Origin of the sequence: Erwinia sp. JUb26 (genome assembly GCF_003751505.1) — a bacterium.
Taxonomy (GTDB): Bacteria; Pseudomonadota; Gammaproteobacteria; order Enterobacterales; family Enterobacteriaceae; genus Erwinia.
On record NZ_RJVB01000004.1, the window covers coordinates 98177 to 119003 of the forward strand.

General features: G+C 56.4%; 17 protein-coding genes. 11 read left to right on the plus strand and 6 right to left on the minus strand.

The genetic code is table 11. The features are described 5' to 3' along the window. Nucleotides 1-2: 2 nt before the first annotated feature. The 3 genes from EC836_RS12060 (at nt 3) to EC836_RS12070 (ending at nt 2453) form a co-directional block, all read left to right on the plus strand. Entirely contained in the window at nt 3-272 is a 270-nt protein-coding gene (locus EC836_RS12060; RefSeq protein ID WP_123333365.1) for a PTS sugar transporter subunit IIB, read from the plus strand. A 35-nt stretch (nt 273-307) separates the two neighbouring features. Further along, nucleotides 308-1672 carry a PTS ascorbate transporter subunit IIC gene (locus EC836_RS12065; protein WP_123333367.1) on the plus strand — a complete coding sequence of 455 codons (1365 nt, stop codon included), beginning with the start codon at nt 308-310 and terminating at the stop codon, nt 1670-1672. 169 nt (nt 1673-1841) lie between these two features. Then, nucleotides 1842-2453, plus strand: coding sequence for a TetR/AcrR family transcriptional regulator (locus EC836_RS12070; protein ID WP_123333369.1), 612 nt, complete (start codon nt 1842-1844; stop codon nt 2451-2453). A gap of 441 nt (nt 2454-2894) precedes the next feature. Here the strand turns inward: EC836_RS12070 and EC836_RS12075 are convergent, their stop codons facing one another. The 3 genes from EC836_RS12075 to EC836_RS12085 form a co-directional block, all read right to left on the minus strand. After that, nucleotides 2895-3665: a MipA/OmpV family protein gene (locus tag EC836_RS12075; protein ID WP_123333371.1), complete on the minus strand. Its 771-nt coding sequence runs from the start codon at nt 3663-3665 to the stop codon at nt 2895-2897. Beyond that, nucleotides 3662-4327 carry a DUF3313 domain-containing protein gene (locus EC836_RS12080; protein WP_123333373.1) on the minus strand — a complete coding sequence of 222 codons (666 nt, stop codon included), beginning with the start codon at nt 4325-4327 and terminating at the stop codon, nt 3662-3664. The genes EC836_RS12075 and EC836_RS12080 overlap by 4 nt, the downstream gene beginning before the upstream one ends. 283 nt (nt 4328-4610) lie before the next feature. Continuing rightward, entirely contained in the window at nt 4611-5489 is an 879-nt protein-coding gene (locus EC836_RS12085) for a DMT family transporter (RefSeq protein WP_123333375.1), read from the minus strand. Nucleotides 5490-5630: 141 nt separating this feature from the next. Between EC836_RS12085 and EC836_RS12090 the strand changes: the two genes are divergently transcribed. Then, nucleotides 5631-6515 (plus strand): LysR family transcriptional regulator, encoded by an 885-nt coding sequence (locus EC836_RS12090; RefSeq protein ID WP_123333377.1) that lies wholly within the window; start codon nt 5631-5633, stop codon nt 6513-6515. Nucleotides 6516-6667: 152 nt separating this feature from the next. Further along, nucleotides 6668-7669, plus strand: coding sequence for a type I glyceraldehyde-3-phosphate dehydrogenase (gene gap / locus EC836_RS12095; protein WP_123333379.1), 1002 nt, complete (start codon nt 6668-6670; stop codon nt 7667-7669). Between the two features lie 166 nt (nt 7670-7835). On the opposite strand, the gene EC836_RS12100 is transcribed toward gap, so the two are convergent. Then, entirely contained in the window at nt 7836-8714 is an 879-nt protein-coding gene (locus EC836_RS12100; RefSeq protein WP_123333381.1) for a LysR family transcriptional regulator, read from the minus strand. Between the two features lie 124 nt (nt 8715-8838). Here EC836_RS12100 and EC836_RS12105 point away from each other — a divergent pair, with 124 nt between their 5' ends. Next, nucleotides 8839-9564, plus strand: coding sequence for a pirin family protein (locus EC836_RS12105; RefSeq protein WP_123333383.1), 726 nt, complete (start codon nt 8839-8841; stop codon nt 9562-9564). A 70-nt stretch (nt 9565-9634) separates the two neighbouring features. On the opposite strand, the gene EC836_RS12110 is transcribed toward EC836_RS12105, so the two are convergent. Together EC836_RS12110 and EC836_RS12115 are read right to left on the minus strand one after the other, a co-directional pair. Next, entirely contained in the window at nt 9635-11263 is a 1629-nt protein-coding gene (locus tag EC836_RS12110; RefSeq protein WP_123333385.1) for an MFS transporter, read from the minus strand. A gap of 188 nt (nt 11264-11451) precedes the next feature. Beyond that, nucleotides 11452-13329, minus strand: coding sequence for an amidohydrolase (locus EC836_RS12115; RefSeq protein WP_123333387.1), 1878 nt, complete (start codon nt 13327-13329; stop codon nt 11452-11454). Between the two features lie 317 nt (nt 13330-13646). On the opposite strand from EC836_RS12115, the gene EC836_RS12120 reads away from it, so the two are divergent. From EC836_RS12120 to EC836_RS12140, 5 genes are all read left to right on the plus strand, one after another. Further along, a complete protein-coding gene (locus tag EC836_RS12120; RefSeq protein ID WP_123333928.1) occupies nt 13647-14333 on the plus strand; it encodes a hydrolase in 687 nt (228 codons plus the stop codon). Between the two features lie 61 nt (nt 14334-14394). Next, a complete protein-coding gene (locus tag EC836_RS12125) occupies nt 14395-14553 on the plus strand; it encodes a DUF1427 family protein (protein ID WP_123333389.1) in 159 nt (52 codons plus the stop codon). A 25-nt stretch (nt 14554-14578) separates the two neighbouring features. Further along, a complete protein-coding gene (locus EC836_RS12130) occupies nt 14579-14833 on the plus strand; it encodes a XapX domain-containing protein (protein WP_123333391.1) in 255 nt (84 codons plus the stop codon). A 41-nt stretch (nt 14834-14874) separates the two neighbouring features. Further along, the gene (locus EC836_RS12135) at nt 14875-15261 is read left to right on the plus strand and encodes a response regulator transcription factor (protein ID WP_123333393.1); all 387 of its coding nucleotides are present in this window, start codon (nt 14875-14877) and stop codon (nt 15259-15261) included. Further along, the gene (locus EC836_RS12140; protein WP_233599295.1) at nt 15258-20825 is read left to right on the plus strand and encodes an ATP-binding protein; all 5568 of its coding nucleotides are present in this window, start codon (nt 15258-15260) and stop codon (nt 20823-20825) included. Before EC836_RS12135 ends, EC836_RS12140 begins: the two co-directional genes overlap by 4 nt. The last annotated feature ends 2 nt before the right edge of the window (nt 20826-20827 follow it).

A 20827-nucleotide genomic window follows, 5' to 3' on the forward strand; every position in this document is an offset into this window, starting at 1 on the left:
CCATGAAAATTATGGCCGTGTGTGGAGCAGGTTTAGGCAGCAGCTTTATGATGGAAATGAACATCAAAAAGGTTCTGAAGAAAATTGATATTCAGGCAGATGTTGACCATTCAGATTTAGGTTCAGTCACTAAAGAGGCCGCTGATGTTTTTGTCATGGGCCGTGATATTGCCTACAGCGCCAACCTTCCTGAAGAAAAAGTGATCGTGATTAATAACATCATCGATTTGAATGAAGTCGAAGAAAAAATCAAAGCCTGGTTTCAGTCTTGATTGCATGATCGAATCGTGTTTCTAAGGTAAACAAGATGATTAAAGACATTTTATCTCTCGTAGTCGACATTCTTAAAGTACCGGCCATTCTTGTTGGACTGGTGGCGCTGCTGGGACTTGTCGCACAGAAAAAAAGTTTTCCTGATGTCGTCAAGGGAACAATAAAAACGATTCTGGGGTTCCTGGTCCTTGCGGGTGGAGCCACGGTATTAGTCGGTTCCTTATCCCCACTCGGAGACATTTTTAAACATGCCTTCAACGTACAAGGGATAATTCCCAACAATGAAGCGATTGTTTCCATCGGACTGGGCGAATATGGTGCCTCAACTACGTTGATTATGGCGTTTGGTATGGTGGCGAATATCGTTATTGCTCGCTTCACTAGCCTGAAATATATCTTCTTGTCCGGCCACATTACCTTCTATATGGCCTGTATGGTCGCGATCATTCTGTCCGTGGCTGGATTTACCGGTATCCAGTTAATCTATACCGGCGCGCTGACGCTGGGCTTCATCATGGCGTTCTTCCCGGCGCTGGCCCAGCCCTATATGCGAAAAATAACCAATAACGACCAGATCGCGTTCGGTCATTTCGGTACGGTAGGCTATGTATTATCGGGCTGGATTGGTTCGGTGGTCGGCAAAGGCTCACGTTCAACGGAAGAGATGAACCTGCCGAAGAACCTCAGCTTCCTGCGTGACAGCACCATCTCTATTTCACTGACGATGATGATTATCTATCTGATCCTCTGCATCTCAGCGGGCAAAGAGTATGTTGAAAGCACCTTTAGTCACGGGCAGAACTATCTGGTGTTCTCCATTGTTCAGGCGATTACCTTCGCGGCAGGTGTGTTCATTATCCTGCAGGGCGTGCGCCTGATTCTGGCGGAGATTGTCCCGGCCTTTACCGGATTTTCTGAAAAGCTGGTGCCGAATGCCCGTCCGGCACTCGATTGCCCGGTAATCTATCCCTATGCGCCTAACGCCGTGCTGATTGGCTTTATCTCCAGCTTCGTCGGCGGGCTGGTGGGGCTGTTCGTGCTGGGGCATCTGGACCTGGTGCTGATCCTGCCGGGCGTGGTGCCGCATTTCTTCTGTGGTGCCACCGCCGGGGTGTTCGGTAATGCTACGGGCGGCCGTCGTGGTGCCGTGATCGGTGCGTTTGCCCACGGGTTGTTGATCACCTTCCTTCCTGTCGCGCTGTTGCCGGTACTGGGCTCGTTGGGACTCGCCAACACCACGTTCTCTGATGCGGATTTCGGCGTTGTGGGGATCCTGTTGGGCAATCTGGTACATGTTCTCGACAAGAACATGATTACCGCGTTGTTAACCGGCATCTTTGGCGTACTTGCCGTGATCAATCTGCTGAAATCGAAAAAGCAGGCCGTCGGTAACGAGTAAATTTTTTACGGATGAATAAACGGACACCGTGCCCTGGCACGGTTTCCGCTCTTGACAATCCACACGCCTGCTAACGATATTCCCCATCCCAACCTGCTGTTTTGCGTCGTACTTCCTATTATGAACCGGCTGGTTTTGTTATCATTCAGGCCGGTTTTAGGAGGAAACGATGCGAACACTGACTGATGAAAAACGAAATGCGATTCTTGCCGCCGCCTCGGCGGTATTTCAGGAATTTGGCTATGAACGCGCGTCGATGAATGAAGTGGCTAAGCGTGCCGGTGGCTCGAAGGCGACGCTGTATAACTACTTCCCATCCAAAGAAGCGCTGTTTGAAAACGTGGTCAGAACCTACAGCACCCATTATCTGACCCAGGCAGCCAGCGAGCTGGACCGCAAGAGTAACGCGTCGCTCAGCCTGGAAGAGAAGCTCACCGTCTTTGGTAAGCGTATGCTCAGCGTGTTGACCACGGACAGCCAGGCGATGCAGCTTTATCGCGTCGTTGTTGGCGAGGCTGGGCATTCGGATATTGGCGAGCTGTTTCGTGAATCTGGCGTACGTGAAAGCATGACCGCACTGACCGTGCTTATGCAGGCATCAATGGATCAGGGGGCGCTGTCCGTCAGCTCACCGGAACTGCGGGCGAAGCAGTTTACGTCACTGGTCAAAGCCGAAGTAGACGAGCTGCTGCTGAAAAGAGAGGTGGAAACCCTCAGCGAAGACCGCATTCAGAAGATGGTGTCTGCGGCAGTCACGCTGTTTATCAAGGGTGCCTGCTAGCCGGGGCATTCATCTTACCCAACGTTGATTGAGAGAAGGAAACGGCGATTGACAAATTACGCCCTTTAAGTAAACTGAACCGTACAGTTTAATTATGAGGTGTGCCATGTTCAGATCCATCGTCGTTTCCGTATCACTTTTCTCCGCAGCGCTGATGTTGAGCGGCTGCGTGTCTCTCTTTTAAGGCGGGTTTGAAATAATGAAAATCGTGCTCAATTGTTATCTTATCGCCGGCGTTTTCCTGCTCTCGGGCTGCCTTTCCATCGGCAGTCACATCTGATCCCCTCGTAGATTTATCACCCGCCATAACCTGCGCCGTTCCGCATCACACTCTGCCACCGGGAGAACAAGAGTTCCTCCCGGTGGCTGCCGTTTTTGGCGCAACGGTAAAAAAAATCCTGCAGCCAGAATCGCTGCAGGATTGCCCTGGTGGTGGCAGAATTAAAGGAATCGGTAACTGAACCCGGCTGTGATGATGGCTGCACTGTCGCGATCGTTCATTGGACTGTGCCTGACCTCATCGGGCAGTCGCTCATATTGTGCGGAAATATACGTCAACAATTGGTTGTCTGGGGCGTAACGCAGGCTCAGCCCCAGCCACGGCGTAAATGCATCGCCGGGCCGCCACTCGGCAAGGTGACTGCGCTCGGATTCCTGCGCGCTGATACCGTAGTAGTATCGATTTTGCGCACCGTTATCCCACCGCACGCCAGCCGCAGGGATCAGCGACCATCGATCCTGCCGCAGGGTATACGACCATGCCGCCTCTGCTGACATGCCGTCACTGTGATTGATGACATCCCGTTCCAGCGACGTGCTGAAACTTCCCGCTCGGGTAGCCAGTGTGTAGGCCAGACCCGATGCGACGCCGATGCGCCGTTTGTTCAACTGCCTGATTTGCCAGTCCGTACTGTCTTCAGGCCGGAACTGGCGGGGATCGACACCCAGATAAAAATCGAGGCGGTGCGAACTGTTTTCAACAATATGGAATCCGCCTCTCGCTCCCTGCCAGAAAAGCGTGCCATCTTCGTAACCCACGGCCGGTAAAGGCATCACTTTAGCGGGCGTATCTTTATAAGGAACAATAAAACCCGCCGCGGCAAGGCCCAGAGACAGATCCGTTGCCTGGCAGGTTGACAGCGTCACCGTGCCCAGTAGTAGCCCCACGGTGAAAGGAAGCGCGGCAGGCAGGGCGGGTTTTATCGCGCTCACTGTAATTTTTCCAGCAGCTGGTCGGCACCTTTATCAATGCCCGTTTCCGCTGCGCTGAGGGCCCCAAACGTTGCGCCCACATTCATCGCATTAGGGTACTGTTCGGCGATGTAGGCCAGCAGCAGTTCATCCGTTGTGGCGTCATGCAGCTCAACCGCGTAGTTAACGTAGCCGCTCATCAGACCACGTCCCCCTCTGACCGATTGAACAATATTGTACGGGCCGCCGGCAAGATCGAATTTGGTGAAGGTGCCGATAACCTGCGGCGTGGTATCCGCCCCGGTCAACGTCAGTTTTAACTTCAGCGTACCGGGTGAATTGTCAGAGACAACCCGGAATTTTTTACCCAGAACTTCACTGAATTTTTTCTGCATATAGTCCGCAAGCTGTTTGCGGTCGGAGCGCTCGACGTCATTAAACTGACCATCGCTGCCCTGATAAATCGTCACGGGTTCGATATTGATGCTGTTGTACTTCTTCCAGTCCACAGGAGACGCGTATTTGAATGGAATTCTGTCGCTGTCCTCGGAGGGATTGGGTGTTAAACGCGAGGAGGATTCCAGTCCGGCATATTTATTCGGGGATGAGCCTGAGCATCCGGCCAAAAGGGCAAGGGAGGCGACGATCGCCAGGGAGGTGGTTTTTCGAACGATTGACGACATGGTGTTCACTCCTGTAAATAACTGGAAACATAATAACTAAACTGTACGGTACAGTTATGATGTTTTATTGCAGCAGTGTCAAGAGGGAACCGTTACTCAGAGTGATTAAATTCAGGCGAGGGTTATGCCTTAACACTGAAACATATTTACGACGGGTGAAAATGGCGTATCGCTTTTGATCCGGTAAGAGAGAAACGCCACAAGGATGGCCGCCTGGGCTGCCGTTAATCTCTCGGTGGGAAACTACCCCCGTTCCAGCCTGTAAACGAAGCGGGGGTATCTCTTAGCTGGCGATGCGCTGCGGCTTTTGCGGCGCGCGAAACACCAGCATGATCCCCAGCAGAATTGCCGTCATGCCGGCAATGCCGGACCACGGCAGCCGGTTGCCGAGCAGCAAATAATCCAGCACGGCAGTGATCACCGGCACCAGATAAAACAGGCTGGTGACATTCACAATACTGCCAGCACTCAGCAGACGATAGAACAGCAGTTGAGCAACCACGGAAATCAGCACACCGAGGAACAGCGCCGAGGTGATAAATGCGGCGTTGAGGCGAAGGTGAACGGTTTCAGTCGGCAGCAGAAACAGGCACAGCAGCAGGCTGATGCCGTACTGCATGGGCAGGATCTCCGCGGGCGACTGGCGGTTTTTCTTCTGCATGATTGTCCCGAAAGTCATAAAACCGAGTGCGGCCAGCGCGCAGGCCACGCCGGAGAAGGGCAGACGGGAGGCAATCAGGCTTTGCCAGACCATCAGCACCAGGCCCGCCAGCGCGATCAGCAGACCACAAAGCCGCATTCCCTGCAAACGGCGCTCGGTCAGGCACAGAGTCAGAATCGGCTGGATGCCCATTATCGTGGCGATGGCCCCCGGGGTGACGCCGTCCGACATCGCCCGGAAGTAACACACTGAATAGCCGCCAATCAGCATCAGCCCGGTCAGCGCTACCCGCACACGTGTCCGCTTCGCAGGCAGCAGGGTTTTGCGCAGGCCGCCGATAATCGACAGCGCGGTGAGGGCAATGGCGAAGCGCACAATCAGCAGCGCAAGCGGCGAGGCGTTATCCAGTCCGAGGCGGGTAAAAATTGCCGCCGATCCCCACAGCAGCACAAATCCGGAGGTCGCGCCCTGGGCGGCCAGCGTTGTTTTAGATATACGCATCGATTTCGTCGTTCCTTAGCGTTCGGTTTTTTCCGGCAAGCACCCGGTTCAGATAACAGGCAATCTACCATTGGCTTTGAAATGACAAAAACGAATGTTTATCATGGATTGCATGACAAAATCAGATAGGTGTGTTGCCGAATGGATATCAATATTCAGAAATATAAAGCCTTTATGAAAGTGGTGGAGCTGGGCAGCTTTACCAAAGCGGCTGAAAAACTGTTTTATTCCCAGTCGGCAATCAGCCGGATGATTAACGATCTGGAAAAAGAGTGGCAGGTGTCGCTGTTCGAGCGTCACCGCAGCGGCGTGCGGCTGACCTCCGACGGCATCAAGCTGCTGCCGTTTGCCAAAAGTGTTTGCGAGGAATACCTAAAACTGCAGGCGGAGGTGGATGCGCTTAACGGGCTTCAGTCCGGCATGATCCGCATCGGCACCTTTTCCAGCGTTGCCACCCACTGGCTGCCCGATATGCTCAGAGCCTTTCAGCGCGATTACCCAAACATTGAGTTCGAATTACTGCTGGGGGACTACACCGAAATCGAGGGCTGGATCGCGGAAGGCCGCGTGGACTGCGGTTTTACCCGACTCCCTGCGTTAGCGGGGCTGGAGGCGATTTTCCTTGAAAAGGATGAGTATCTGGCGGTGCTGCCGCAGGATCATCCATTGGCAGATCACGACACCGTGCCGCTGGCTGCGCTGTGCGACAGCCCCTTTATCCTGCTGGAAAAAGGCAGTAATCACGAAATTGTGGAGATCTTTAACGCATCCGGGCTGGCACCGCGCGTCAAATTTACCCTGTGGGATGATTACGCGGTGATGGCAATGGTCGAGAAGGGGCTGGGCGTCAGCATTCTACCCCGACTGATCCTCAGGAATATCCCTTACCGCATCGTCACCCGCCCGCTGGATGTTGCGCCCTATCGCGATATCGCGCTGGCATTGCGCAGCAGCAAAACCTGCTCCCGCGCCGTGCAGCAATTTATGCATTACCTCCGCTACCGGAAATCCGAATCCGTCAGCTAAAACAACCTCATTCACTTTTTTTGACGTTGGACGACAAAGCTTTTCGCTGTTTGTTTATCGCCATGGGGATTATGCTTTTTAACAGCCGCGCAACAGCTGTTTTAACAAACGCTCTGCGTAATCAACTACTGAACTGAATTCTGGAGAGCCCCATGAAAAAGATTGGCATCAATGGTTTCGGACGTATTGGCCGCCTGGTACTCCGTCGTATTCTGGAGCAAAACGAGCCGGTGGAAATCGTGGCGATTAACGACCTCACCTCGCCGGAAATGCTCGCCTACCTGCTGAAATACGATTCCAACTACGGTGCGTTCCCGGCAACCGTCAGCGCCGGTGAGAAATCGCTGGTAGTGGGCGGAAAACAGATTACCGTTTTCGCGGAAAAAGACGCCCGCAATATTCCGTGGGGCGATCTGGGCGTTGACGTGGTGATCGAATGTACCGGCTTCTATACCTCAACCGAAAAAGCGCAGGCGCACATTGATGCGGGCGCGGCACGCGTACTGATCTCAGCACCGGCCGGTGAGATGAAAACCATCGTTTATAACGTCAACGATGACCAGATGACGGCGGACGATACCATTATCTCCGTGGCGTCCTGCACCACCAACTGCCTGGCACCGATGGCGAAAGCGCTGAACGACAGCTTCGGCATTCGCGTGGGCACCATGACCACGGTTCACGCCTATACCGGCACCCAGGCGCTGGTGGATGGGCCGCGCGGCAAAGATTTCCGCGCCTCACGTGCAGCGGCAGAAAATATTATTCCGCACACCACCGGCGCGGCGAAGGCCATCGGGCTGGTGATCCCGGCCCTGGCCGGCAAACTGAAAGGCCACGCGCAGCGCGTACCGACCAAAACCGGTTCGGTAACCGAGCTGGTCACCGTGCTGGATAAAAAAGTGACGGTGGCAGAAATTAACGCCGCGCTGCAGGCCGCCTGCGAGAATAACGAATCGTTCAAATATACCGACGACGAGATTGTTTCCTCGGATGTTATCGGTCTGCCGTTCGGTTCTGTTTTCGATGCGACCCAGACGGAAATCAGTGAAGTGGGCGATTTACAGCTGGTGAAAACCGTCTCCTGGTACGATAACGAGTACGGATTTGTGACCCAGCTGGTGCGCGTGCTGCATAAATACATCAGCCTGTAAGCTGAAACGCTGAAACGCTGAAACGCTGAAACGCTGAAACGCTGAAACGCTGAAACGCTGAAACGCTGAAACGCTGAAACGCTGAAACGCTGAAACGTTGATAAGTTGATAAGTTGATAAGGGCCGCCGTTTCTCGAATACGGAGAATCGGCGGCCCGTTTGCGTTTTAACGGCCCAGCTCCGCCAGCAAAAAGTCGATCAGCACGCGAATAGTTTCGCTCTGCTGGCGGTGCTGCGGATAGACCGCGCTCAGCGTGAGTGACGACGGATGGCAGTCATCCAGTACGCTGACCAGCTCCCCGCGCTTCAGCGCGTCACCGACGATAAATTCCGGCAGCAGCACCAGACCCAGTCCGGCCACCGCCGCATCGCGCAGCACCTCGCCGTTATTGCTCTGCATCGGCCCGCAGACCGCGACAATCTTCGCCTTTCCCTCAACGTTCAGCTCCCAGCCGTATTGCCCTTCGCGCCCGAAGCGTAGACAGGCGTGATGCTGCAAATCCTCCGCCAGCTGCGGCGTGCCCGCGCGTTGAAGGTAGGCTGGGCTGGCGCAGATCACGCGCCGCAGCTCCCCGAGGCGGCGGGCCATCAGCGTGGAGTCCGCGAGGGTACCAATACGAATTGCCATATCAAAACCTTCGCCAATGACGTCTACATAACGGTCCGCCAGTTCCGTTTGCAGCTGCACGCCCGGATGCCGGGCAAGAAAGGCGGCCAGCAGCGGCGACAGATGGCTCATGCCAAACGACATCGGCATGCTCAGGCGGAAGGTGCCGTGCAGCTCGCGGCGGCGGTCCGAAACGGACTGTTGCGCTTCCTGAATGTCATCGAGGATCTTTAGCGCGTGCTGCGCAAAGGTCCGCCCGGCATCAGTCACCGACAGTTTGCGCGTGTTGCGGATCAACAGGCGAGCCCCGAGCGAGGCCTCCAGCGCGGCCATACGGCGGCTGACGTATTGCTTGGACAACAGCAGCTGTTCGGCCGCTGCGGTGAAGCTGCCGGCGTTAATCACGGCGACGTAAATTTTGAGATCTTCTATCTGCATATTGTCCACTAAAACGCGACGGTGATTGCCATTACAGGCCATTGTTGGGCATGTGAGTTTACTTATATTCTATCTCTATCGGAAGGGCAAACGCCCGCCACCCAACAAAACTAAGGAACACATCATGATCGAGCAAAGACTTTCAGCACAACGCGGACTGGGCGATCACGGCTGGTTGCATTCACGCCACACCTTCTCCTTCGCAAACTACTGGGATCCAAAACAGGTTGGTTTTTCAGACCTGCTGGTGATAAACGACGACCAGGTGGCGAAATCCCGCGGTTTCGGCGCACATCCGCACAGCAACATGGAAATTATCTCCTATGTGTTGGAAGGCGCGCTGGCTCACAAAGATTCAATGGGAACCGGTTCGGTGATTGTCCCGGGTGATGTGCAGCTGATGAGTGCGGGCAGCGGCGTGACCCACAGCGAGTTCAACCATTCGCAGACCGAAGGCGTTCACTTCCTGCAGATCTGGATTGTGCCGTCTGAGAAAAATACCGCGCCGGGCTATCAGCAGGTTTCCGTGCCGGACAGTGAAAAACGCGGGCAGATGCGGCTGATTGTCTCCCCTGAAGGCACTGACGGCTCGCTGAAGGTGCGCCAGGACATGCGGATTTATACCGGTTTGTTTAACGGTGACGAAAGCCAGACGGTCACGCTGCCGGACGATCGTTACGCCTACATTCACGTTGCCCGCGGTAGCATCACCGTCAACGGTATTGAGTTTAAAGAAGGTGACGGTGCGCGGGTGCGCAACGAGCAGACGCTGAGCTTTACCGACGGCCAGGACGCGGAAGTGCTGCTGTTCGATCTGCGCCCGGTGGAAGTGAACCAGCCAACGCGCTAAGCGACGGATGATAAAAAAGCGCTGACTTCGGTCAGCGCTTTTTTTATGTTGCTAACGTTAAGCGTAGCGTTTAAACCGGGGCCACCAGATAGCGGACCGCCGGCAGGCTGTCCTGCTGATGGAATTCGTAAAGCCTGTTCTGAATTTTCTGATCGTTCATGGTGTAACGGTCCCGCTGGCGCAGGTGCTCCATCCAGGAACCCACGATAAAGGTTTCCACAAAAATACCGGGCTGCAGGATATCTTCATAAACCGACCAGTTTATTGCTCCGCCACGTCGCCTGACGCGTCGCATATCCTGCATGCAGAGAACAAAGTCATGCGCATCTTCCTGGCGGATCAGGTATTCATAGCTGACCATCACCGGCCCGCGGTCGTGGTGAATATCCAGTGCCGGGACGCCGCTGTCCACATTGCTGAGGTCAAGATCCAGGTCAGGATCCTGATCCAGCCGCCAGCGCAGCGCCGTGGTGCTGGCCAGTAGCATGCCGACCGTGGCCACACACAGGGAGGCCGGGATACCGTAATGCGAGGCCAGCTGACCCCAGACAGCACTCCCAACGGTCATGGCGCCGAAGAATACGGTGAGGTATACCGCCAGCGCACGGGCTTTCACCCATTTTGCCGCGCTACGCTGTGCCCCCAGATTCAGCGTGGAAAGCACGGCAATCCACGAGAAGCCGGTGAAGAACTCGAAGGCATTCAGCAGCCAGAAATTGCGCACGAAGGCCAGCGCCAGCAGGGTGATCGCAAACATCAGACTGGACAGAACCATCAAACGGTCCGGGTTAAAACGCCTGCGCAGCCGCGGCAGCATAACTGCGCCACAAATGGCTCCGACGCCGATAAATGCCAGCATAATCCCGTAGCCGCCGGGGCCAAGATTTAACTCACGACGGGCGACCAGCGGCAGCAGCGCCCAACCGGCGCTGCCGAAAACGAAGAAGGCGACCGTACGAACCAGCACGTTTCTCAGCACCGGCGCGGCATGCACGTAACGTAAACCCGCGCGAACCGCTGAGAAGAAGTGCTCCGGCGGCAGGCGCTGCACCGCCGGTTCCGCTTTCCAGCGATAAAGCACCCACGCTACGCCGAGAACGGAGAGGGCATTCAGCAGAAATACCATCCATGGACCGGCAAAGGAGAGGATCAGGCCGCCCAGCGCCGGGCCAATAGCACGACTGATATTAATCCCCAGAGAGTTAAGAGCGATGGCCGGGCCGAGTTCCTCCTTGCGCACCAGATCCGGCACAATCGCCTGGAACGGCGGTGAACTCATCGCCGCCCCGGCGCTGAGCAGGAACGCAGCGATAAGCAGGATCGGCGGAGTGACATGGCCAGTGAAAGAAAGCACGGTTAATCCGGCGGCGGCGATAAATACCCACAGCTGGGAGAATAATAAATACTTTCGGCGATCGACAATGTCAGCCATCACCCCGGAAGGCAGGGCAAACAGAAACATCGGCAGGCTGCTGGCCGCCTGCACCAGCGCCACGCTGAGCGGGTCGGCGCTGAGCGTCAGCATAGTCCAGTTCACGCCGACATCGTTCATCCAGGAACCGATGTTGGAAACCACGGTGGCAATCCACAGCAGGCGAAAGACCGGCTGGCTCAGCGGCTGCCAGGGAGAAACCCCGGCCTGCGGCGGCAGCTCGGCAACGTCCGGCGTTGCGCTGTGAATATCGTTAGTTTGCGCCATTGCGCACCTCCTGTTACCAACCCGCCCTGAAAGGCATCCGCGATAGCGATCTCTCATTCGGAGTCAGTCAGTTACTAAAGTTAAGCCCCTGGGAAACCCAGCGCGACGGCACGTCCCGCTGAAATTCAGGCGCAGAAAAACCGCCCCGTAGTGATACGGGGCGGCAGAATTAACCGTGTGTCAGGCGATTAGAATGCGAAGCAGCTGCAGCCCAGCGCGCCCCAGAAGGCGTTGTCTTCTGCAACCGGCACGCTGGATCCGCGTGCGATATCATGATGATGGCTGTGCACGCCGCACGGGCCGCTGCACTGGTGAGGCTGTGAAGCAAAGGCCGCACGGCCGTTCGCCTGAGGAGGCGCGCTGCGGTAGTGGCCCGGGAATTTGATGACCGGCGACCACTCCGGCAGCACCGGAATCGACGGTGGGGCTTCGGAGGTGAACGATCCCGCCGCATACACCACATTACCGTCAACCACGGTCAGCACCGATTCAATGCCTTTAATCTCCTCTTCCGGCACCACAAAGTAGTCTTTGCTCAGCACTGCCAGATCCGCCAGCTGGCCGGTTTTGATCTGGCCTTTTTTACCCTGCTCGCTGGAGAACCACGCGCTGCCCTGGGTCCACAGCATCAGCGCGGTATCGCGATCCAGGCGGGCATTGACGTCATACATCTGCATCCCGCCGACGGTACGACCCGATACCAGCCAGTACAGCGCGGTCCACGGGTTATAGCTGGCCACGCGGGTGGCATCCGTCCCCAGGCCGACCGGGACGCCGGTTTCCAGCATCCGCGCGACCGGTGGCGTGTGCTTGGTGGCTTCAATCCCGTAGCGCTCGGCGAAGTATTCCCCCTGGAACGCCATGCGGTGCTGCACCGCGATGCCGCCGCCCAGCTCTTTGATGCGATCGATGTTCTTCTGGGTCACGGTTTCCGCGTGGTCGAAGAACCAGTGCAGGCCGTTGAACGGAATATCCCGGTTCACTTTCTCGAACACGTCCAGCATACGGCTGATCGATTCGTTGTAGGTGGCGTGCAGGCGGAACGGCCAGCGGTGTTCCACCAGGTGACGTACCACGCGCTCCAGCTCATCTTCCATTCCCGGCGCCAGGTCCGGGCGCGGCTCGAGGAAATCCTCGAAGTCGGCGGCGGAGAACACCAGCATCTCGCCCGCGCCGTTGTGGCGGAAATAGTCGGTGCCCTGGCCCGGGGTCAGCATATCGGTCCACTTCTCGAAATCTTCCAGCTCGTGGCCCGGACGCTGGGTGAACAGGTTATAGGCGATACGCAGCGTCATCTGCTTCTTCTCGTGCAGCTCGGAGATCACTTCGTAATCTTCCGGATAGTTCTGGAAGCCGCCGCCTGCATCAATGGCGCTGGTCAGGCCCAGGCGGTTCAGCTCGCGCATAAACTGGCGGGTAGAGTTCACCTGCTGTTCCAGCGGCAGCTTCGGCCCTTTTGCCAATGTGGAGTAAAGGATCATCGCGTTAGGACGGGCAATCAGCATACCGGTCGGGTTGCCGTTGCTGTCGCGCTGGATCTCGCCGCCCGGCGGGTTCGGCGTATCGCGGGTGTAACCCACCACTTTTAATGCCGCGCGGTTAAGCAGGGCGCGATCGTAGAGGTGCAGCACGAAGACCGGAGTATCCGGTGCGGCTTCATTAATCTCTTCCAGCGTTGGCATGCGGCGCTCGGCAAACTGGAACTCGTTCCAGCCGCCCACCACGCGCACCCACTGCGGGTTTGGGGTGCGCAGTGCCTGTTCTCTCAGCATGCGCATGGCGTCAGCAATCGACGGCACGCCTTCCCAGCGCAGTTCCAGGTTGTAGTTAAGCCCGCCGCGGATCAGGTGCAGGTGTGAGTCGTTCAGGCCGGGGACCGCCGTGTGGCCTTTCAGATCGATGATCTTTGTGCCTTCACAGCTGTGCTGCATCACTTCGGCGACGGTGCCAACTTCCAGAAACTTACCGTCGCGGATCGCCACGGCGTCAGCAATCGGGTTTTCGCGATCGACGGTGTGAAAACGACCGTTGGTTAAAATCAGGTCTGCTTTGCCAAGCGTTACCATAGAACCTCCTGAACTGAGATGTCCGAATCAGGCTCGATGGCCACGGACAAAGAAAATCGCTGCCGGAAAAGGCAGGACGTGTAGGTAGATGACGGGATTATGGTCAGCGGGGGGGAGGAGCGTCTAGTTATACAAACGGATAGGTATCTCTCCGTATAGGTATACACAGAGATAATAGTGCGGGGAAAAAAAGCTTCGTAGACTGCGCTCCATGGTCAGCCCGGTCCACTTCATATTGCAGCGGGCCGCGTGACGCAGATAACTAAACGTCGTCATTTTTTATTAATCCAGCAACATTAACCTCAATGGGTATTACTATGACTAACTCGAAGCTTGAAGTCCTGACGCCACACAACAGCCAGATCATTTTCATCGACCAGCAGCCGCAAATGGCCTTTGGCGTGCAGTCTATCGACCGCCAGGTTCTGAAGAACAACACCGTTGCTCTGGCAAAAGCGGCGAAGGTGTTCAATATCCCAACCATCATCACCACCGTTGAAACCGAAAGCTTCTCCGGCCACACCTACCCGGAACTGCTGGATGTGTTCCCGGGCCAGGATATCCTGGAGCGTACCTCAATGAACTCCTGGGATGACCAGAAAGTGCGTGACGCGCTGGCGGCTAACGGCAAGAAGAAAGTGGTGGTATCTGGCCTGTGGACTGAAGTGTGTAACAACAGCTTCGCCCTGTGTGCCATGCTGGAAGGCGGCTACGAAATCTACATGGTGGCGGATGCATCCGGCGGTACCACTAAAGAAGCACACGACTATGCCATGCAGCGCATGATCCAGGCCGGTGTAATCCCGGTAACCTGGCAGCAGGTGATGCTGGAATGGCAGCGCGACTGGGCACACCGTGATACCTACAATGCCGTCATGGACATTGCGAAGGAGCACTCTGGTGCTTACGGTATCGGTGTTGACTACGCCTACACCATGGTACACAAAGCGCCTTCACGTCAGAAGAGCGAGCACCGTACTCTGGCTCCGGTCCCGGCACGTTAATTGTTCTTTGCCGACCGGTGCCCGTGCGCCGGTCGGCATTGACTCATGATGGGGAAAAACCATGAGTCCGTTACTTGTTTCGCTTGGCGCGGGTGTGCTGATCGGGCTGGTTTATGCGCTGCTTAAAGTGCGTTCACCGGCACCGCCCGCCATTGCACTGATTGGCCTGCTGGGTATGGTTATCGGTGGCCAGCTGGCAACGCAGTTCCTGTCGCGTTGATTTCTGCTAACAGGATGGAGTGAAGATGTTAAAGTCTTACGCTATTTCGCTGATGGTCGGCATGCTGGCCGGCGTTATTTATTCACTGATCGCCGTTGATTCACCGGCTCCACCAATTTTTGCGCTGGTGGGCCTGTTCGGCATGCTGGTGGGTGAGCAGATTGTCCCGCTGGTTAAACGGTGGATTAAACGAGAGCCGGTGACGCTCACCTGGTTTAAACAGGAGTGCGTACCGAAAATCAGCGGCACCCCGCCGCCGCCAGACGAAAAGTCCGGTTAAGGACGCTCTCACGTTACGTGAGCATTTCAAAGGATAACAGCATGCAGCTGTCGCAGCGCATTGTCGTCGTTGATGACGAACGTTCCGTTCGTAGTGGGCTGAGTAACCTGCTCCAGTCGGAGGGGTATTCAACCCGGATTTATGAGTCGGCGGAAACGCTGCTGGAAGATGCAAACGCGCTGGCAGAGGCCGCGCTGTTTATCATTGATGTCAGGCTCAAGGGAATGAGCGGTTTTGAACTTTTCATAGAACTCACCCGGCGGATTGAAAATCCGCCGGGTATTATTATTTCCGGCAACGGCGACGATAATACGCTGCGCTATGCTATCAGCCTCGGGGCCATCGCTTTTTTACCGAAGCCCATTGATATCGATACGCTGCTTGATAACGTTCGGCTGGCGCTGACGACGAGCAGGGGATGCCGATGAGTTCACTCCCGGACGTGCCTCCCTCCTTTGAATCCAATACGCTGACCCTGCCTGACGATCTCGTCATTACCTCGCTGGCGCAGGAGGGCAACAGCGAATGGTTTTTATGCCGCAGCCCCTCATTGGGCGAAGAGTTTGTCCTCACCGCTGCCGCCAGCGAAGCCGTCCAGTTTCAGGTTTCGCAGCTGCTTAAAAACGAATACCTGCTGCGAGACAATCTCTCTACGCAATGGGCGTTGAAGCCATCAGCACATACGCTCTACCGCGGCCGCTACGCGCTGATTTATCCGATTTTCGCCTATCAGACGCTGGCCGAAGTGATGCGCGTGCGAAGGCCGTCGCTGAGCAACTTCCTGCACAGCGCGGCGATGATGGCCAACACGCTGGGAATGATGCATCAGCAGGGGCTGATCCACGGCGATATCAAACCGGCGCATTTTTTTGTCACCGAAGCAGGGGGATGTAAACTCGGTGGCTTCGGGCTCGCGTGCCCTTCTTCTGAAGTTTTACTGCAAACACAGCTGCCTGCCTCAGGCGGTACGCTGGCTTATATGTCGCCGGAACACACCACGCGCACGACCCAGCGGGTGAGTAGCCTGAGCGATCTCTATAGCCTCGGCATTGTGATGTACGAGCTGCTGACCGGCAAACTGCCTTTTGGCACGCCGGGCGCCGGGCATTCCGAGTGGGTGCATCACCACATTGCCTCCGAGCCGCTGCCCCCTGAGCGGGTGCGTCACGATGTGCCTGCTGTCCTCTCGGCCATCATTCTGCGTTTACTGTCCAAATCACCGGAGCATCGCTATCAGAGTGCCGAAGGGCTACAGGCCGATCTGCGCCGCTGCCTGTCTATCATCACCCCCGAAGGGCACATTGAGCACTTTGACCTCGGCTCGCAGGATCTGCCGCAGACCGGGCCGTATTCGGATGCGATGTACTACGATCATCCCCAGGCTCAGGAGGTGCTGGACGCTTTCGAACGGTTCAGCAACAGCGGTAAGCACAAACTGGTGATGATTGACGGTGCGCTGGGCTCGGGGAAAACGTCGCTCATCGCTTCGGCAGCGAAAAAACTGCAGCAAAAGAAACTGTTGCTGACGGTAGTGAAAGCCGACCGGCATTCGCCCATTTTGCCGCACGGCATTCTCATCTCCGCAATTCGCACGTTAACTCTGCAGCTGATGGGCCTGCCTGCGGCGGATGTCGCCCGCTGGCGTGCGCATTTTACCCGCCTGCTGGGCGACTACAGCGAACTGGCAATCCACTTCTTCCCCGAACTGGGCGTATTGCTGAATCAGAAGGGGCACTTCGCGGCGGATATCCACTCGCTGGATGCCCGCGATCGCTTCAATACGATGGCCTGCAGCATGATCAAAGCGTTTGCCACTCCCGGCAGGCCGCTGGTGATGATGATTGACGATATTCACTGGGCGGATCGCGCCAGCCTGGGGCTGCTGCAAAATTTGCTTAGCCAGAGCGAAGATATCCCGCTGATGGTCGTCGTCGGGCATCGGGATCTTGCCTCTATGCCCTGCCAGACGATGCGCGAGCTGCTGGCAAAACTGCGCGCTTCGGCAGTGCGGGTGAGCGACATTACGCCGCAGATTCTGAGCATCAAACAAATTGCCCGCAGGCTGGCGGGGATGTTTCACGTGCGGGCGTCTGCCACCTGCGAACTGGCGCGGGTCGTTCATGAAAAAACGGGCGGCAATCCGCTGTTTACTCAGGAATTTATACGCCAGGCGGTGCAGCATGGTTTGATTAGCCACCGTAAATTCCCGTTGACCTGGCACTATGATCTCGACGCCATCAAGGCCTGCCAGTACACCGAAAATGTTGCCAGCCTGGTTTTACAGCGCATGGAGATTGTGCCGGACATTACCCGACAGGTACTGAGCAGCATCGCATGCCTTGGCGGTTCCGGCGGGCTGAGTCTGCCCGGCAAGGTGCTGAATCTGACGCAGGAAGAGATCCGCATGCATCTTTTGCCTGCGGTAGTGGCGCAGTTAATCACGCTGAACAACGATGACTATGCCTTTACTCACGACCGCGTACAGGAAGCGGCAATCAATCTGATTGATACGGATGAAAAAGATCGTCTGCACTTTCGCGCCGCCAGCCTGCTGGCCGAGCGGGCCAATGAGGATCTCAGCAACGATGCGCTGTTCCGGGTCGTTCACCATGTGGCCGCGATTAAAAACACCGAGCTGCTTCATCAGAGCGCGAGCCGGTATCGTCAGCTGATTCTGCTGGCGACCCGTCGGGCTAAAAACACCGGTGATTACGTTTCAGCGCTGCGGTTTTTACAGGCTACCCAGCGGCTGAATGCACCGCTGACGCCCGAAGAAGATTTCACCTTTACGCTGGAAGCGGCAGAGTGCGAATTTTTACACGGCAACCTGTCGACCGCGCAGCGACACTGCACGCGGCTGCTTAGCGCGCCGGGAAATCCCACCGATAAAGCCATTGCCGCCTGCATGATGGCGGAAATTCATATGCGGCAGTCGGACAGCCAGCTGGCGCTGGAAACGGCAATTGCCTGGCTGGCGGTCTTCGGCATTCACCTGAATCGGGAGCCGGATAAAGCCGAATGCGATGCTGCCCGTATTAAACTCAAGCAACAGGTCGGTAAAAATCCCTATACCCGCCTCAGACCGCTGCCGCTGATGGCGTGCCGTAAGACAGAAGCGATTATGAATTTGATGGCCAGCGCCTGCATGTTTGCTGCGTTTGTCAGTCCACGGCTGCACTTCATGATCGTTTGCAAGATGCTGCATCTGACGATGGATCGCGGGATGACCGGCGCGTCAACATTTGCACTGTCCTGGTATGGGGTGCTGTGTGGCGATCACTACAACGAGTACAGCCGGGGATTTGCCAGCACGCTGCTGGCCCGGGAACTGGTCTATAAACACGACTTCACCAGTTTCAAAGCGCGCACGCTGCTGCCGCTGGACCAGGTCAGTATCTGGACCATGCCAACCACCTATTCTATCGACTGCGCCAAAACCACCTTCGACACCGCCGTGGCCGTGGGCGATCGCACCTCTGCCTGCCTTGCCCTGCGCCATCTGGTGATGAATTATTTAACGCGAGGCGATCACCTGGAAGGGGTGCAGACCTCCATCGAGCGTGGTCTGGCGTACGTCAGTAAGGCGCAGTACCGTGACGTTGAAGTGATTTTGCAAATGCAGCGCGACTATGTGCTGTTTCTGCGCTTTGCCGGGGATGCGCCGCTGTCCGGGAAAAACTTCCAGCCGCAGCCCATTTTGCAGATGAAACCCGGCACCGGCATTGAACCTATTCTTTTGATGCAGTTCTGGTCATGGCTGTATCAGGGCATGGCTCACTTTTTCGCCGGGGAATATGCCTGCGCAGCGGACTGTTTTGCCCAGGCCGCGCCGCTCACCGGTTCCATTCCCGGGCACATTCACCGGCTCGATTTTCATCTCTACAGTGCGCTGTCGGTAACGATTCCGCTGACCTCGCACACCTGCACCGATGACGATCGGCAGTTTGTTGCCGCACACTATGAAATGATTGCCACCTGGGCCACTGAAAACCCGCGGACCTTTGCCGATAAAGCCGGACTGCTGCGCGCGGAAATGCTGCGGCTGGAAGGGGATTCTCTACAGGCTGCCCAGCAGTATGAGCTGGCGATAACGCTGTCGCGCGAAGGCCGTTTTGATCATATCAACGGCCTGGCCTGTGAATTGGCCGCAAGCTATGCAAGCACCTGCGGCCTGAGCGTGGCGGCGGATGGCTATATCAAAGGCGCTATCGCCGCCTGGGAACGTTGGGGAGCCGGGGCTAAAGTCCGACAGCTTGAGCTGCGCTATCCGCATCATGCCTCTTCCCACCGTCATGCCGCCTTTAGCACGGTGCCGTTCGAGCAGAGCGCCGAGTTGAGCGATTTGCAAAGTGTGATTACCGCGGTGCGTGCGCTGACCGAGGAGATCAACCTCGACCGGCTGATCAACACGCTGATGATGATGCTGCTGGAAAGAGCGGGTGCCCAGCACTGCCTGTTGATCAGACTGTTGGACGGCAGCGTGCCGGAAATTGAAGCGCGAGCCACCACCACGGCTGACGGTATTCGGGTGAAAATCGTTCAGCAAACGCCGCTGGCAACGGACCTGCCGCTGTCGGTACTGTCGGCGGTGATCCGCACCGGGCAGGAGATCCGCACCGGCAAACCGGAGGTCTTCAGCCCGTTCAGCCAGGATCCGTATCTGGTGGCATCCGGCGCGGCGGTGATGTGTGTGCCGATGTTTAAGCAGGCGCGGATGGTCGGGGTGTTGTATCTGGAAAACCGATTGATGCCGGATGTATTTACCGCCGAACATTCGCGCGTGGTGTCGATGCTGGGGGCGCAGGCCGCCGTCTCGCTGGAAACCGCACGGCTGTATGCCGAACTGATGGAGGAGAACGTTAACCGCCGTCGTGTTGAAAAGCAGCTGCGCGCCAGCCAGACCTCGCTGATCATGGGAGAAAAAATCAGCCACACCGGCACCTGGCACTGGAATCTGGCAAAAGACCAGATGATGATTTCCGACGAATATCGGCGGATCCTCGGCCTGCCGCCGGAGCAAAGCAGCCTGTCTATGGCGGAGTTTATGACCATGGTTCATCCTGACGATCATGGCTGCATCAGCGAACTGGTCAGAGAAAGCGTGATTAACGGGGTCAGCATGCAGGCGGAATTTCGTATTATCCGTCGCGACGGCGAGTGCCGCTATATCAAAGGCATCGGCGACCCGGTAGAAAACCTGCCCGACGTCAGCGAGTATTTTGGCACCATTTCCGATATCACTTCACAGCGCCTTGCCGAGGATGCCGTGCGTATTGCGCAGGCCGACCTTGCCCGTGTTTCCCGTGCGACCACGGTGGGGCAGCTTACCGCGTCGATTGCCCACGAGATCAACCAGCCGCTGATGTCGATTGTGGCAAACGCCGGGGCCAGCATGCGTTGGATAAAACGCGGCCCCGAGCATATGGACAACGCCTGCCGCGGTCTGCAGGAAATTCTGAGCGAAGGAAAACGCGCCGGAGATATCATTCGCGGGCTTCAGGGGCTGACGCGCAATCAGATTTCTGAGTTTGCTCCCGCTAAACTGCACCACCTCGCGCGGGATATCCTGTCGCTTTCGCGCATGGAGCTGGAGCGGCGTTGGATTTCACTGGATTTAGATCTGCGTGCGGAGAACGACAATATTTATTGCGAGCGGGTGCAGATCCAACAGGTGCTACTGAATCTGGTGGTGAATGCCATTGATGCGATGGTTGAAAAAGGCAGAGGATCCAGTGTATTGAAGCTGTCTTCGTCTAATCCCACCCCTGATACGATTCTTTTTGAGGTAGCGGATAACGGCACCGGCCTGTCGGATGAGGTGATATCGCGTATTTTCGACTCTTTCTATACGACGAAAAAAGAGGGAATGGGGATGGGGCTAACCATCAGCGAAGGGATCATCAAAAAGCATAAAGGCGAACTGAAAGCGGCGAACCGGGCCGGTGGCGGCAGTAAATTCTGGTTCGCGCTGCCAACGGAAGCGGAAGGCTAACA